The sequence below is a fragment of the Desulfosarcina sp. genome (genome assembly GCF_033791525.1).
Taxonomy (GTDB): domain Bacteria; phylum Desulfobacterota; class Desulfobacteria; order Desulfobacterales; family Desulfosarcinaceae; genus Desulfosarcina.
This window is the reverse complement of record NZ_JASJGN010000366.1, coordinates 1-15,266: the sequence shown is the minus strand read 5'-3', so window position 1 is coordinate 15,266 and position 15,266 is coordinate 1. Positions and strand designations below refer to the sequence as shown.

Genomic DNA, 15,266 nt, shown 5'->3' with positions numbered 1-15,266 from the left:
ATCGCCGGTGAAACGGATTAGAACGAATATCGAACGTGAACGCGTGATCGAGGTGAATATGGAGACCCTACTACTTGAAATCGGCGCCGAAGAGATTCCGGCAGGATACATCCAGCCGGCATTGGACGCCCTGGCCCAGAACCTGCTGAAACGGTTGGACGGGGCCCGCATCGGCCACGGGCAGGCCCGCACCTTTGGCACGCCCAGGCGACTGACGGTGACCGTCGATCAGGTGGCGCCCAAACAGGAAACCGTTACCGAAGACCTCATGGGCCCGCCGGAAAAAATCGCTTTCGACGATCATGGCAGACCCAGCGTGGCGGCGGTAAAATTCGCAGAAAAAGCCGGCGTTGCCGTCAAGCGCTTGAAAGTGGTCCAGACAGACAAAGGACGGTACCTGAGCACCCGCAAAACCAACCGCGGGCAGGCCACCGTCAAGCTGCTCAAAACCATCCTGCCCGAGGTAATCCTTGCCACCCCCTTTCCCAAGAGCATGCGCTGGGCAGACCTCTCGATTCAGTTCGCCCGACCCATCCAGAGCATCGTGGCACTGTATGGCACGAAGCTGGTTTCGTTTACCCTGGGCGGCCGGATCAAAAGTGGCCGCCAGGCACTGGGCCACATGTTCATGAGCCCGGGCAAGGTGACCATCCCCTCCCCGGAGGCCTACGTGCAGACAATGGCCTCGGCGAATGTGGTGGTCAATATCGCCGAGCGCAGGCAGATGACCGCAGCGGCCGTGATGGCTGCGGCGGCTGACATGGGTGGACGGGTGCTGCCGGATGAAGAACTGCTGGACATCGTCACCAATCTGGTGGAAACCCCCATCGCCACGGCAGGTCGGTTTGACCACATCTTCCTCGAGGTCCCCAAGGAGATTCTCATCACGGCCATGCGCGAACACCAGAAATACTTCGCCGTGATCGACGCGACGGACAGGCTGATGCCCGGCTTCATCGCCGTCAACAATACCCGAACCCGGAATATGGACCTGGTGGCCACCGGTCACGAGCGCGTCCTGCGCGCCCGGCTTTCCGATGCCCGCTATTTCTACACCGCCGACATCAAGGTACCCATGAAAGTCTGGGTGGAGAAACTCAAAGGCGTGCTCTTTCAAGCCAAGCTGGGCAGCATGTACGACAAGGTGATGCGCGTTAAAAGCATCGCCGCCTGGCTGGCCGATGCCGTCAACCCGGCTGAGAAAGAGAAGGTCACCCGCGCGGCTTACCTGTGCAAGGCGGACCTGGTGAGCCAGGTGGTCGGGGAATTTGCCAAACTCCAGGGAATCATGGGGCGGATTTACGCCCAGGCGGCCGGTGAGGAGCCGGATGTGGCCACTGCCATCGAGGAGCATTACCGGCCCACCCACAGCGGCGGGCAACTGCCGGAGACTGAAACCGGCGCCCTGCTCTCCATCGCCGAAAAGATCGATTCCATCTGCGGATGCTTCGCCGTCGGCCTGATTCCTACCGGTGCGGCAGATCCCTATGCCCTCCGGCGCCAGGGCATCGGCATCCTGCAGATCATGCGCAGCCGGAATATCAACGTGTCGCTTGCCGAACTGGTGGAAAAGGGGGGCTCCCTGTTCACCGAGATGCGCACCGAACCGACGGCTCAAATTGCGGACGCCGTCTTGACTTTCCTGAAAAACCGTCTCGCCCGTCTTCTGGCCGACGAGGGACGGTCCAAAGACATCATCGCCGCGGTAACCAGCGTCTCGTCGGACCGCATCCCCGATGTAGAACGACGGGTGGGTGCCCTGGAAAAACTCAAGGGTCAGCCGGGTTTCGAGCCCTTGGCCGCGGCATTCAAACGCGTGGAGAACATTCTTAAAAAAGCCACGGAAACCAGCGCCGCGCCGGTCGATCCGACCCTGTTCACACACGCCACGGAGGGTGACCTGCATGCCGCCTGCCAGACGGTAACCGGGCAGGTGGCCCGCCTCATGGACCAGGGAGACCTGGACAGCGCCCTGGACGCCATCGCCACCCTGCGTGATCCGGTGGACACCTTTTTCGACAAGGTCATGGTCATGGCCGACGAGGATGCCGTTCGCCGGAACCGGCTGGCTCTGCTGGCATCCATATCGGCCGTTTTCGGACAGGTCGCCGATTTCTCACAGATATCCACATGACCCGGACACAAAAGGTCAATTAAGGAATTGGGAATTTGGTAATTAAGGGATTGAAAAAGGATCAAAACGGTATTCATTCCTCAATTCCAAAATCCCTCAATCCCACAATTCTAATTTAGGAGAAAAAAAAATGCCCTTTGATCCAAACAAAGACAAGGTGCTAAAAAAATGGAAATGCCCGGAGACCGGGCTGTTGATCACCATCAACCGCTACGACCAGGGGGAGGCCAAGGTGCAGATCGGCCCCCGTATTCTCAAAAAACAGGACGGCAGTGACCGGGCCCCGGTGAAGGCCGGCCGCCTGACCACCGAAGACATCCTCTGGCTGTATGACATCATGGATGAAATCAAGGATGAACTGACCGACCTGCAGCGACCGACCTGACCTGCCAAGTGCACCGGACGGTTGGCGTGACTCGTACCGCCACCCTACGATACATTTCACAACCTCCTGAACGAAAGCATATCTGCGGACCATTTCATTCTATATCCAAGTTGGACGTCTAAGGTTCGAGATCATGCTATTGGCAAGGCCAGAGGAAGGAAGCTGGTTAGGCATACCGCGACGACCGATAACGCAGTCCAAAAACATGATCTCGAATTATAGACTATGCCTGACCGCCGCGCCATCGTTAACCCCGTGAAAGGGAAAAAGCCGCCCGACACCGGCCCCCTGGCCATTTTGGCGGCCACGGAGAGCGACCTGCGTCTGTTGGCGCGCCTGGCGGACACCCCGATGGTGGAACAACGCAAGCTCTACATGAGCAGCCTTCAGGTCCATGCGGACGACCAGCGGCGATTCACCTTGGCCGGTCCGATGATCGGGGCCCCCTATGCCGCCATGATCGTTGAAGCATTGGGCGTCTGGGGGGTTGAATCGATCCTCTATGTCGGCTGGTGTGGCGCCGTATCTCAACAGGTAAAAGCCGGCGACATCATCCTACCGGACAGCGCCATGGTCGACGAAGGCACGTCCGGCCACTACTGCGACCCATCATGCCGGGTGGCCCTACCCGCTCGGCCACTGGTGCACCAGGTCCGGTTGGCCCTGCAAAACGAGGGGGCCAGGTTCCACGAGGGCGCAGTCTGGACCACCGATGCCATCTTCCGCGAAACGGTTGAGAAGGTGAAACACTACCAGGCCAAAGGTGCCCTGGCCGTCGAAATGGAGTTGTCCGCCATTTTCACGGTGGCCGGATTTCGCGAAATGGAGGCCGCGGGTATCCTGGTGGTTTCCGATGAACTCTCCGATTATCAGTGGCGTCCGGGTTTCAACACCCCGGCATTTAAAATCGCCCGTGAGACGGCCTGCAGGGCGACGATGAGCATGGCCGATGAACGCAGAACCCTTGAGCCCAGAACCTAGAACCAAAAAAATGAACCAAGATACCCTAAACGAACTGGTCGATCTGCTGATCGCTTACAATAAGGCCTATCGCCAAGGCGCCCCCATTGTCAGTGACGCCGAATACGACACGCTGGTGGAGCAACTGCGCGAACTCGCGCCGGAGCATCCGTTTTTGCAGGCCGTGGAACCGGAGCCGTTCACCGGCCGGCGGGAAGTCCGCCACCCCACACCCATGCTCTCCATCGAAAAAGCCTACACCAGAGAACAATTGGAACGCTTCGTGGCCCGGGTACAAAAGGAGGCTGAGGTCCTTGGAATCGATTCGGTCACATTCAGACTGACGCCCAAATTGGACGGCCTGGCCGGTCGGGATGACGGCAGCGTATTCACCACCCGGGGAAACGGAGAAGTCGGTTACGAGATCTCCAGCGCCTTTGCCAAAGGGGTTGTTCCCATCGGCGGCCGCGGCCAGGGGATGGGAGAAATTGTGGTGGTGAAAAGCTATTTCGACCAACATATGGCCGATTTTTTCGAACACCCGCGCAACATGGTGGTGGGCATCATCTCCTCGGATACACTCAACGAAAACGCCACAATCGCATTGAACGACCGTATGGTCCACTTCGTCCCCTACAGCCAGGCCACTTCGATTATCGTTGACGGACGCCGGTTGGTGGCAGATACCCGACAATTGGTCCAGGATCTGTTGCAGGAGGTGGATTATCCAACAGACGGCATGGTGGCCGAGGTGACGGATGACCGGTTAAAAGACCAGATGGGCGCCACCGCCCACCACTACCGCTGGCAGATCGCCGTTAAGACCAAAGGTGAAACAGCCCAGACGACGGTAACCGGCATCCAGTGGCAGGTGGGCCGCACCGGCAAGATCACGCCGGTGTTGGAGGTGGACCCGGTATCGCTGTCTGGCGCCACCATCCGCCGGGTGACCGCCCACCACGCGGGCAACATCCGCAATTCAGGCATCGGCATCGGCACCCGTATCGAGGTCATTCGCAGCGGCGAGGTCATTCCCAAGTTGGAAGCCGTTCTGGAGATCCGGGGAGAGGTGGAGCGCCCCGAGGCGTGTCCCGCCTGCAGTGGACCACTGGTGTGGCAGAACGATTTTCTCATGTGCACCAACCACGCCTGTCGGGCCCAGATCGAGCAACGCATCAGCCACTGGTTCCGGATTCTGGGCAATGCCGACTGGTTCGGCATCAAGACCATCCGTAAGCTTGTCGAAAATGGCCATGACAGTCTGGAGGCGATCTACCGGCTCTCTGAGGCAGATTTCTCATCCATGGGGTTCGGACCGGTGCAATCAAAGAATCTAGCCGAAGCAATCACCATCAGCCGCACCAAGCTGGTTGAGGATTGGCGGTTCCTGGCCGCTTTCGGCATCGCGGACCTGGGCACCGGGGACAGCCGCAAACTGTTGGCCCATGTGCCGCTGGAAAATGTGGTCAAGCTGGATCCCCAAGCGATCGCCCAAATCAAAGGGTTCGGCGACAAGACCAGCCAGAGTATCGTGACCAGTATCGACGCCATGGAGGGGACCATCCGCCACATGCTCGCCTTGGGTTTCAATCTGCGGCGCACGCCCCTGGCAACGGAGCAGGAGGCCATCGACAGTCCCGTTGCGGGCAAAAGTATCGTCTTTACCGGAAAAATGATTCACGGCGCCCGGGAAGCGATGCAGGCACAGGCCCGGGCGCTGGGCGCCACGGTGCAGACAGCCGTCAGCGGTAAGACCGATTATCTGGTTTGCGGTGAGAACGTCGGTGCCTCGAAGATAAACACGGCCAACCGCCTGGGGGTGACGATCCTCACCGAAAGCCAGTACATGGCCATGATCGCAGGAAAATGAGCGACACAGGGAGAAGACGGCTTCCATGACCCGTCGGCGTCAACGATCCGTCATCATCCTTGCCGCCGGCTACTCCCGGCGGATGCGGCGATTCAAGCCATTGTTGACCTTGGGCGGGCGAACGGTGCTGGAACGCGTCGTATCCCTTTACCGCAGCGCCGGCGTGACAGACATCCGGGTGGTGACCGGCTTTCGTTCCCAAACTATTCGGTCTGCGCTGACCTCCCTGCCGGTGGCCGTGGTCCACAATCCGGCACATGATGAAGGCATGTTCGCTTCCGTGCTGGCCGGCATCAATACACTTGCGTCAGACGTTTCATCCTTTTTCGTTCATCCGGTAGATATTCCCCTGGTTCGCCCGCACACCCTGGCCATGCTGATGGATGCTTTCGATCGGCTCCCGTCACCCGTGGCCTATCCGGTGTTTGATGATAAGCGGGGACACCCGCCGCTGATCGACGGCGCGCTGAAAGAGGCCATCTTATCCCATGGCGGCAACGGCGGGCTCGGCGCGCTGCTTCGTCGTTTCGACGCAACGGCCCTGGACGTCCAGGTGGCCGATGAAGGTGTGCTGCTGGATGCGGACACACCGGATGACTTTCAGCGTCTTGAAACCCGGCTGGCGACGTCCGACCGGCTCACCGAAGATGAGTGCCGGGTGCTCATGGAAAAGGTTCGCAAGTTGCCCGGGCCGCTGATCCACCACTGCCATCGGGTGGCTTGCGTGGCCACGGCGCTGGCCAGGGCCGTCAATGACAGGGGCGGAGCCCTTGACGTCCACCTGGTTCAATCCGCCGCCCGGGTTCACGATGTGGCACGAACGGAGATAAACCATGCTGCCGCCGGGGCCCATCTGCTGCATGCAATGGGGTTTCCCGCCATGGCCGCCCTCATCGCGATTCATATGGATATCCGCCCGTCTCAAGATTCCCCCTTGGACGAGGCGCAGATCGTTTACCTGGCAGACAAGCTGGTGGCCGGGACCACGCTGGTAAGCCTGAAGCAACGGTTCGACGCGAAGCTGAAAAAATACGGCCACGACCCGAAAGCCTCAGCGGAAATTGACCAGCGCCAGCGTGCTGCGCTCACGATCCAAAGCAAAGTGGAACAACTATCAGGTCAGACGATTGGTCAACTGTTGAACACAGCCGGGATCATCAGGCGGCAACCATGAAAAATAGTCTGAGGTCCTGGCTGGTGTCAGGTCCGGAAAAAAAGATTCTACTGCTTCGCCATGGTGAACACCTGTGTAAAACCAATCAAAAACGTTTCATTGGTCAGACGGATCTCCCGCTGAGTCAAATGGGGCGCCGCCAGGCGCAATGCTGGCAGGAATGGCTCTCCGACGTACCGATCGCGCGCATCATTTGCAGTGATCTGTCCCGCTGCAAGGAAACCGCCCGCATCCTTTGCGCCGACCGTCCCCTCATCGTCGAGCCGCTCGCCAGCATGAGAGAAATCAACCTGGGTGGCTGGGACGGAATGACATTCCGACGGGTCAGGGAGCGCTGGCCCATTGCCTTTCGACAACGCGGGATGGAGATGGCCCGGTTCCGGCCGCCGGGGGGAGGTGAAAGCTTCATGGACCTTCAGCGGCGCGTGGTCCCGGTCTTTGAACAGGCGGTCGATCAAGCCGGCGGCAACCTGTTGATTGTGGCTCATGCCGGCGTCAACCGGATGATTCTCTGCCACCTGTTGGGCATGCCACCGCAAAACCTGTTTCGCATTGCCCAGGACTACGGGGCAATGAATCTCGTTGGCCGGCAGTCCAATGGGTATCGCATTCAGGCCATCAACCTGATTCCGGATTAGGGTGGCGGCGGTTCAGCCACCCAATGGTCACCGCCCGCCGACCCGTTTTCATTTATCCACCGACGCCATTTGACCGCTTCCCGTTCCTGCCTTACATTGAATTTCACTTCCACTGGAGAACGAACAGCCAACACGGATCAGACAAGCCTTCGTTCACCCTGTAAATGAGGACCGATGAAATCTTTCAAGCTGATACAACCCTACCTGATCGCCAACCGAAGCAGCATCCTGTTCGGCCTGCTGTGCCTGATTGTGGTGGATCTGCTCCAGCTTTTCATCCCCCTCGTCATCAAGCGGGTGGTCGACGACCTGACCCTTTTGCAGGTGGATCACAGCGGTCTGTTGAATCATGCCGTGACCATACTGGCCCTGGGGCTGTGCATCGGCTTTTTCCGGTTTTTCTGGCGCCGCTGCCTCCTGGGAACCGCCCGCAAGACCGAAGAAGCCCTGCGCAACCGGCTTTTCGCCCATATTCAGACCCTGTCGCCGGCCTATTTCGACCAGACACGCACCGGCGACCTCATGGCCCACGCCACCAACGACATCCAGCAGGTGCGCATGGCAGCCGGGATGGGGCTGGTGGCCTTGAATGACGCCCTGTTCTTAGGATCGGCAGCCATCGGCTTCATGATCTATATCAACCTGGAGCTGACCCTGTACGTGCTGATTCCCATGCCCCTGATCGTTTTGGGCACCCGTTTTTTCAGCCGGCGGATGCACCGCCGCTACAAGCGGGTGCAGGGCGCCTTCAGTGAACTCACCGAAGCGGTCCGGGAACGTTTTGCCGGTATCCGCGTAATCATGGCCTATAACGCCCAAGCGGCCGAGACCGCAGAGATCACCCGGATCTCCAACGCTTATGTGCGCGAGAATATCGACCTGGTGAAAATCACCGGTGCGTTTTTCCCGCTGATGATGCTGCTGACCAACCTGAGCCTGGCCATCGTCCTGTTTCAGGGCGGCCGCCAGACCATATTTTCCAAAATCACCCCCGGTGACTTTGTGGCTTTCATCAGCTATCTGGGACTGCTCACCTGGCCCATGATGGCCCTGGGCTGGGTAACCAATCTCATCCAGCGCGGCCGCGCATCCCTGGACCGGCTGAACGCAATCTTCAGCACCAAACCCGAGCTGGCCGAAGTTCCGGACGCCATTTCCGTCTCCGGATTTGAACGGACGTTGACATTCAAAAATGTCAGTTTTGGTTACGATCCGAGTCGTGGCAACGTTCTCGACCGGATTGATATACGCATAAAAAAGGGTCAGACATTGGGCGTCGTGGGACCGCCCGGTGCCGGAAAAACCACGATAATGCTATTATTGATGCGCCTTTACGATGCGGGTTCAGGCAGCATTCGCCTCGATGGGACCGACATCCGCCAGTTGACGATCCGGTCGTTGCGGTCACTGGTGTCCATTTCTCCCCAGGAGCCCTTTTTGTTCGCGGGCACGGTCCGGGAGAATATCACCTTCGGCGGCAAAGGAGTAGCGGACGCAGACCTGCAACGGGCAACCCACCTGGCAGCGCTGGACGACACCATCGACGAATTGCCCCGCGGATTCGACACGGTGGTTGGGGAAAAAGGGGTGATTCTATCCGGCGGACAAAAACAGCGCGTGGCCTTGGCCCGGGCCCTGCTTAATGACGCACCCATCCTGGTTCTCGACGACCCGGTAAGCCAGGTGGATACACGCACGGCCGCCCGCATCGTGGAGACCCTGCAGAGCATGGCAGGAGACAAAACCATGATCATTATCTCCCACCGGCTGTCGGCGGTGCGCCATGCAGATCAAATCGTGGTGATGGGAATGGGGCGGATTGTCACCAGCGGCAGCCACGCGCAGTTAATGGCCGCCGGTGGATATTATGCCCGGGCCCATGGGCTCCAGGAGCTCGAAAATGCGATTTGATTACGGCTACGACGAAGAGCAGCGGCTGGGGAAGCCCTATGATTTAAATCTGCTTCGCCGCGTCCTTCCCTATGCCTCCCCCCACCGGGCCAAACTGGCTCTATCCGTGGCCCTGGTAGTGGCCATTACCCTGTTGGAGTTGTCCGTCCCCTACATCACCAAGGAGATCATCGACCGTCATATTGTTCCCCGGGATCGAATTGCCGGCGACACGGGCGATAGGCAACAGGCCGATGAACGGTGGCTGTCCGTTGACCTTGAGGATCCTGTCGTCGCCGAGGTGGTTGACCGGGAAAAAAACCTGTTTCGGATCCGGGAAAATCAGGCAGCCATCCGGCTGACAGACCTGGAGCGCCTCGACCCTGCCAGCTTGAGCCGGTTGCGCCATGCGGATCTGTCCGGTCTGCTGCGCATCGTCGCCCTGTTTTTAGGGGTGGTGGTGGCCATTTTCATTTTTACATTTGCCCAGAACCTGATCATGGAAATGGCCGGTCATCGGATCATGCACGACCTGCGCGTTGGCCTGTACCGTCATATCCAGGAGATGCCCCTGGGCTTTTTCACCCGCAATCCAATCGCCCGGCTGGTGACCCGGGTAACCAACGACATCCAGAACATGCATGATATGTTCACCTCCTTCATCTCAATGGTATTCAAGGATATGTTTTTGCTGGCAGGCATCGCCATTGTACTTCTCGCCATGGACTGGCGCCTGGCATTGATGACCTTCGTCGTCTTGCCGCTGGTAGCGGCAACAGCCTTCGGATTTTCCAGGAAGGTTCGAGATGTGTTTCGGGATCTGCGCATCAAGGTGGCCCAAATCAACACCCGTTTTTCCGAAACCATCGCCGGCATCAAGGTGATACAGACGTTTCGCCGGGAGCAGGAGAACTTCGATACCTTTGCCCAGCTGAATCACGACAACTACCTGGCGGGCATGCGCCAGATCAATATCTTTGCCGTGTTCATGCCCATCATCGAAATCCTGGGTGTCACCGCCATCGCCATCGTCGTCTATTTCGGAGGTGCCCACGTGCTGGACCAGAGCGTGAGCATCGGCGTGCTGGCTGCCTTTATCGCCTACATGAAAATGTTTTTCCGCCCCATCCGGGACCTTGCGGAAAAGTACAATCTCCTGCAAAATGCCATGGCTTCCGCGGAACGGATATTTCTACTCATGGACACCCGGGCCGACGCCGTGTCTGAGCAGCGCAACCTTCAAATCCCCGGGCCGCTGGAACAGATCCGTTTTGCATCCGTATCCCTGGCCTACAACGCAAGCGAGCCCGTCCTCAAAGAGATTGATCTGACGATCGATGCTGGCGAGACCATTGCCATTGTCGGGGCCACCGGATCCGGCAAGACCTCGTTGGTCAATCTGCTGGTGCGCTTTTACGAACCCACATCAGGCTCCGTATACTTCAACGGCATCGACTGCAGGCAGATTCAGCCGGCGGTGTTGAGAAGCCGGATCGCTCTGGTGATGCAGGATCCGTTCCTGTTCACCGGCACCTTGCGAGCGAATATTTTCTTTTCTGCCAACGACATTACCCCTCAGCAGCAGGCGAATATCCTTGACGCCTCCCGCTGCATGGACCTGGTCGCCCGCTTTCCGGACGGTCTGGACACCCGCATCTCGGAGGGCGGCGCCTCCCTGTCCAGCGGTGAACGCCAGTTGATCTCGGTAGCCCGTGCCTTTTCAGCTGATCCAGAGATGATCATTCTGGATGAAGCCACCTCCTATGTGGACTCCCAGACGGAAGTCCACCTGCAGGATGCCATCGCCAATCTGATGCACGGTCGCACCTGCGTGGTGGTGGCCCACCGTCTCACCACCGCCCGAACGGCCGACCGGATTGTGGTGCTCAACAACGGCGTGATGGTGGAAACCGGCAACCATGAGTCGCTGATGGCCGGGCAAGGCTTTTATTACCGGCTCTATCATCTTCAGAGCAACGGTTCCCAGGGGGTGCCCAACGGTTGCTAAAGCCTGGTTCAACATCACGTATTATTCTAATTTTTCAGTACTTTATTATTCTTTTCAATCCGGTTTTCACCAACTATATAAGTCTTGCCAAAATCGGATAGGCGTGTTAAATTGGGCGCGTTTTTCTGGTTCCCGGAAAAATTTCGATCATTCTAATCTTATATCAATTCGATTGTGTTTTTTCATGCGACCCTACGGTGCAGCGGCACCTGGTGATGGGCCATCAGGGCCCCCCATTGTTAATCATTAACTAAAGGAGGATTGGATAGATGGCTTACGATGCGGTTAATATGGCGGACTGGCAGATTTCAGAAGCAGCAGAAGCAAACATGCCGACGCCGGAACAATGGCAGGAGAAGCTGGGGCTCCAGAAAGATGAAATGCTTCCCATGGGGCGTCTGGCCAAAATTGATTTCCTGAAAGTGATCGACCGACTGAAAGACAAACCCGACGGCAAGTACATCGAAGTCACCGCCATCACCCCGACGCCGCTGGGTGAAGGCAAAAGCACCACCTCCTGCGGCCTGATGGAAGGCCTGGGCCTGCGCGGTGTCAATGTGGGTGGCGCCCTGCGTCAGCCCTCCGGCGGCCCCACCATGAACGTGAAAGGAACGGCGGCCGGCGGCGGCAACTCCCTGCTGATCCCCATGACCGAGTTCTCCCTGGGTCTCACCGGCGACATCAACGACATCATGAATGCCCACAACCTGGCCATGGTGGCCATGACCGCCCGCATGCAGCATGAGCGCAACTACAATGACGAGCAGTTGGCCCGCCTCACCGGCATGCGCCGCCTGGACATCGATCCCACCCGCGTGGAGATGGGCTGGATCATCGACTTCTGCGCCCAGGCGATGAGGAACATTATCATCGGCCTCGGCGGTCGCATGGACGGCTTCACCATGCAGAGCAAGTTCGGCATCGCCGTGGGCTCCGAGTGTATGGCGATTCTGGCGGTTATCCGCGACCTGGCCGACCTCAAAGAACGCCTCAACAATATCACTGTGGCCTTCGACAAGAGCGGCAAGCCGGTCACCACCGGCGACCTGGAAGTAGGCAACGCAATGACCGCGTTCATGCGCAACACCATCAACCCGACCCTCATGTGCACCGCCGAGTACAACCCCTGCATGGTGCACGCCGGGCCCTTTGCCAACATCGCTGTGGGCCAGAGCTCCATCATCGCCGACCGCGTGGGCCTGAAATTATTTGACTACCACGTCACCGAGTCCGGATTCGCAGCCGATATCGGCTTTGAGAAATTCTGGAACGTCAAGTCCCGCTTCAGCGGCCTGAAACCCAACGTATCGGTGCTCACCTCCACCATCCGGGCCCTGAAAATGCATGGCGGCGGCCCCAAGGTGGTCCCGGGCATCGCTATGGACGAAGTCTACACCAAGGAGAACCTGGAACTGGTGGAAAAAGGCTGCGAGAACATGGTCCATATGATCGGCGTCATCCGCAAGGCCGGTATCAACCCGGTGGTCTGCATCAACCGCTTTTACACGGACACCGACGCCGAGTGCGCCGTCGTCCGCAAGGCTGCCGAAGCGGCCGGCGCCCGCTGCGCCGAGTCCAAACACTGGGAAAAGGGCGGCGAAGGTGCCCTGGAATTTGCCGATGCAGTCATTGACGCCTGTAATGAGGAGAACGATTTTAAATTCCTCTATCCGCTGGAGATGAAACTGCGTGACCGCGTCGCCACCATCGCCAAGGAAGTCTACGGTGCCGACGGCGTGTCTTGGACTCCCGAAGCCGAGGCCAAGGCCAAGATGCTGGAAAACGATCCCAAGTACGACGATTTCGCCACCATGATGGTCAAGTCCCACCTGAGCCTGTCCCACGACCCGACGGTCAAGGGTGTGCCCAAGGGCTGGACCCTGCCGATCCGCGACGTGCTGATCTACTCTGGTGCCAAGTTCCTCTGCCCCTGTGCCGGGGCCATCAGCCTGATGCCCGGAACGGGCTCCAACCCGGCCTTCCGCCGCATTGACGTGGACACCGAAACCGGCAAGGTAAGCGGCCTGTTCTAAGTCGACGCTCAACGTTCAATCAACTCTCGGCCCGGGCGCTCTGCCCGGGCCTTTTTTGTTGTAAATCATTGACAAAAATAGGAAAACGCCCCTACAATAAGGATTATTTAAAACCACTATACCCACGGGGAACCGATGGATAAAATCACCGACGACACCATACGCCAGACGATCACGTCCACGCTCATCGAAACTTTCAAGACCATGATGTCCATGGATTTGGAAGCGGTCGAGGACAACGTGGGCACCGGTCTCGAAGACCGCCGGATGGTGGGGACGATCCATTTCGGCGGCGAAGTGGCAGGTGTGATGAGTGTAAATCTCTCCGAGGCGTTCGCCCGGACAGTGACTTCCGCCATGCGGGGCATCGAGGCCGATGAAATCAAGAGTAATGAGGCGATCACCGATGTGATCGGCGAGTTGGCCAATATCGTGGCCGGAAATCTTAAAACGGAATTTCTCGATGTCGGACTCACCTGCGTTATATCGACGCCATCCATCACCTCGGGAAGTGATTTCAAGATCGACCCCATAGATATCGCCCCACCGGTAACACTCGCGTTCCGGGAAAAAGATGAATATGTACAGGTAGAATTATGCGCCAAAGAGGAAATCGGCGCTAAAGAAGATATGATGAGCGACCTGTCCAGCGAGGTCGTCATGGAGCGGATCGCCGGTGTGGACATCAAGACGGCCATCGTCAACTCAGTCATAGACGTCTTTTACACCATGTTGGACATGCAGGTGGAAGCCATTCAGCAGGTCCCTGAGTCCTTTGTCGAAGAGATGCGAACCGTAGGATCGGTCACCTTCGCCGGCGAAGTGGATGGTTTGCTCAATATCCAGGTCAATGACGATTTCGGCAGACAAATGACAGCGGCCATGCTGGGCGTGGAAATCGAAAAAGTCGAAAGCGAGCAAGAGGTTTACGATGTGATCCGCGAAGTGAGCAACATCATCGGAGGCAATCTCAAATCCAACTTTGTGGATGCGGGGCTTTCCTGCATATTATCCACGCCCTCCATCACCAACGGTCGGGACTTCAAAGTGAACCCCACCCATTTTGACAAGCCCACCCGATTTCTCTTTTCCCATAAAGATAGCATCATCATCGTTGAAACCAGCGTCAAGCGGGAGAAATCCACTGCCGTTGAAGGCTCGGAGGAAGCCGCAGAAAAAAGCGCACAGGCGGAAAACGTCCAAACGGTGATATCGCCTAGCACTGACAGCGACGTCGATCAGTTCAAAAACCTCGGTCTTGTAATGGACATCCCCCTGCAGGTTACCGTTGAACTGGGACGCTCGCGAAAGCGGATCAATGACGTTCTTAAAATGGGACCGGGCTCGGTGGTTGAACTGGAGCAGATGGAAGGAGAACCGGTTGACATTCTGATTAACCAGACACTGATCGCCAAAGGTTTTGTGGTGGTGGAAAAGGAGAAGTACGGCATTCGTATCAGCGAAATTGTCAGTCGCAAGGAGCGGATGAAAAGCATGCGCTGATACAACCCACACGAAACGACTGTTTTCTTGACAGATGGTCTTAAACGTGGTTTTGACAGTTTTCACTGCCCCCAATAACTCAGATTCAGGCATCATGACCTGTCGTGCATGATGCCACCGCAACAGAAAAGGAGAGACAAATGAAAATCCTGGTCGGTTTTGACGGGTCCAATTCTGCCAAGGATGCCTTGGCTCTGGCAAAAAAACACGCCGCCGCTTTCGATGCGACAGTGATCATCGTATCATCGCTGACCGGCGGAAGCGTCACTCACGCCGTTGAAGTGGAACATGCCACCGAAAATCTGGAATCGGCCAAAAAGATGTTTGACGAGGACGGTATCCAGTGTGAAACCAAACTTCTCGTGCGGGGCATGACACCGGGAGAGGATATTGTCGACTACGCCAAAGAAAATACGATTGATGAAATCATCATCGGCATTAAACGCCGCTCCAAGGTAGGCAAACTGCTCTTCGGATCCAACGCACAATATATCATCATAAAAGCCCCCTGCCCCGTCGTCACCGTTAAATAGTGTCCGTCCAGAAATGAGGGATTTTGGTCGAGATCAAGGCGTGCGAAAAATTTTACCGGAGGCGCCCTGAAAGAAGTGCCCTTGGGGTGCATATAGTTGATATTCCGAGGATAAAATTTTTCGCGCAACGCAGAGATC

At 57.6% G+C, this 15,266-nt stretch carries 11 protein-coding genes; all 11 read left to right on the top strand.

The genetic code is table 11. The features are described from left to right. Positions 1-7: 7 nt before the first annotated feature. The 11 genes from glyS to QNK41_RS18010 all read left to right on the top strand — a co-directional run bounded on the left by glyS (position 8) and on the right by QNK41_RS18010 (position 15,128). Positions 8-2,134, top strand: coding sequence for a glycine--tRNA ligase subunit beta (glyS, locus tag QNK41_RS18060; RefSeq protein ID WP_319259658.1), 2,127 nt, complete (start codon positions 8-10; stop codon positions 2,132-2,134). A gap of 130 nt (positions 2,135-2,264) precedes the next feature. After that, positions 2,265-2,519, top strand: a complete 255-nt coding sequence (locus QNK41_RS18055; RefSeq protein WP_319259656.1) for a hypothetical protein — start codon at positions 2,265-2,267, stop codon at positions 2,517-2,519. Positions 2,520-2,744: 225 nt separating this feature from the next. After that, positions 2,745-3,500, top strand: a complete 756-nt coding sequence (locus QNK41_RS18050; protein ID WP_319259654.1) for a nucleoside phosphorylase — start codon at positions 2,745-2,747, stop codon at positions 3,498-3,500. A 10-nt stretch (positions 3,501-3,510) separates the two neighbouring features. Then, complete coding sequence (locus QNK41_RS18045; protein ID WP_319259652.1) at positions 3,511-5,349, top strand: BRCT domain-containing protein; 1,839 nt, start codon at positions 3,511-3,513, stop codon at positions 5,347-5,349. 25 nt (positions 5,350-5,374) lie between these two features. Further along, positions 5,375-6,523, top strand: a complete 1,149-nt coding sequence (locus QNK41_RS18040) for a DVU_1551 family NTP transferase (protein ID WP_319259649.1) — start codon at positions 5,375-5,377, stop codon at positions 6,521-6,523. Continuing rightward, on the top strand, positions 6,520-7,161 hold the full coding sequence (locus tag QNK41_RS18035) for a histidine phosphatase family protein (RefSeq protein WP_319259647.1): 642 nt from the start codon (positions 6,520-6,522) through the stop codon (positions 7,159-7,161). The genes QNK41_RS18040 and QNK41_RS18035 overlap by 4 nt, the downstream gene beginning before the upstream one ends. 174 nt (positions 7,162-7,335) lie before the next feature. Further along, positions 7,336-9,072: an ABC transporter ATP-binding protein gene (locus tag QNK41_RS18030; protein ID WP_319259645.1), complete on the top strand. Its 1,737-nt coding sequence runs from the start codon at positions 7,336-7,338 to the stop codon at positions 9,070-9,072. Further along, complete coding sequence (locus QNK41_RS18025; protein WP_319259642.1) at positions 9,062-11,059, top strand: ABC transporter ATP-binding protein; 1,998 nt, start codon at positions 9,062-9,064, stop codon at positions 11,057-11,059. Before QNK41_RS18030 ends, QNK41_RS18025 begins: the two co-directional genes overlap by 11 nt. Before the next feature lie 269 nt (positions 11,060-11,328). Beyond that, positions 11,329-13,092 (top strand): formate--tetrahydrofolate ligase, encoded by a 1,764-nt coding sequence (locus tag QNK41_RS18020; protein ID WP_319259640.1) that lies wholly within the window; start codon positions 11,329-11,331, stop codon positions 13,090-13,092. A 135-nt stretch (positions 13,093-13,227) separates the two neighbouring features. Further along, the gene (gene fliN / locus QNK41_RS18015; RefSeq protein ID WP_319259638.1) at positions 13,228-14,595 is read left to right on the top strand and encodes a flagellar motor switch protein FliN; all 1,368 of its coding nucleotides are present in this window, start codon (positions 13,228-13,230) and stop codon (positions 14,593-14,595) included. Positions 14,596-14,735: 140 nt separating this feature from the next. Continuing rightward, positions 14,736-15,128, top strand: coding sequence for a universal stress protein (locus QNK41_RS18010; RefSeq protein WP_319259635.1), 393 nt, complete (start codon positions 14,736-14,738; stop codon positions 15,126-15,128). The last annotated feature ends 138 nt before the right edge of the window (positions 15,129-15,266 follow it).

Bases quoted from the DNA above. Each gene is read 5' to 3' on its own strand.
- QNK41_RS18020 (WP_319259640.1), top strand. From the start codon at position 11,329: ATGGCTTACGATGCGGTTAATATGGCGGACTGGCAGATTTCAGAAGCA.
- QNK41_RS18045 (WP_319259652.1), top strand. From the start codon at position 3,511: ATGAACCAAGATACCCTAAACGAACTGGTCGATCTGCTGATCGCTTAC.
- fliN (WP_319259638.1), top strand. From the start codon at position 13,228: ATGGATAAAATCACCGACGACACCATACGCCAGACGATCACGTCCACG.
- QNK41_RS18050 (WP_319259654.1), top strand. From the start codon at position 2,745: ATGCCTGACCGCCGCGCCATCGTTAACCCCGTGAAAGGGAAAAAGCCG.
- QNK41_RS18055 (WP_319259656.1), top strand. From the start codon at position 2,265: ATGCCCTTTGATCCAAACAAAGACAAGGTGCTAAAAAAATGGAAATGC.
- QNK41_RS18025 (WP_319259642.1), top strand. From the start codon at position 9,062: ATGCGATTTGATTACGGCTACGACGAAGAGCAGCGGCTGGGGAAGCCC.
- QNK41_RS18030 (WP_319259645.1), top strand. From the start codon at position 7,336: ATGAAATCTTTCAAGCTGATACAACCCTACCTGATCGCCAACCGAAGC.
- QNK41_RS18040 (WP_319259649.1), top strand. From the start codon at position 5,375: ATGACCCGTCGGCGTCAACGATCCGTCATCATCCTTGCCGCCGGCTAC.
- QNK41_RS18035 (WP_319259647.1), top strand. From the start codon at position 6,520: ATGAAAAATAGTCTGAGGTCCTGGCTGGTGTCAGGTCCGGAAAAAAAG.
- QNK41_RS18010 (WP_319259635.1), top strand. From the start codon at position 14,736: ATGAAAATCCTGGTCGGTTTTGACGGGTCCAATTCTGCCAAGGATGCC.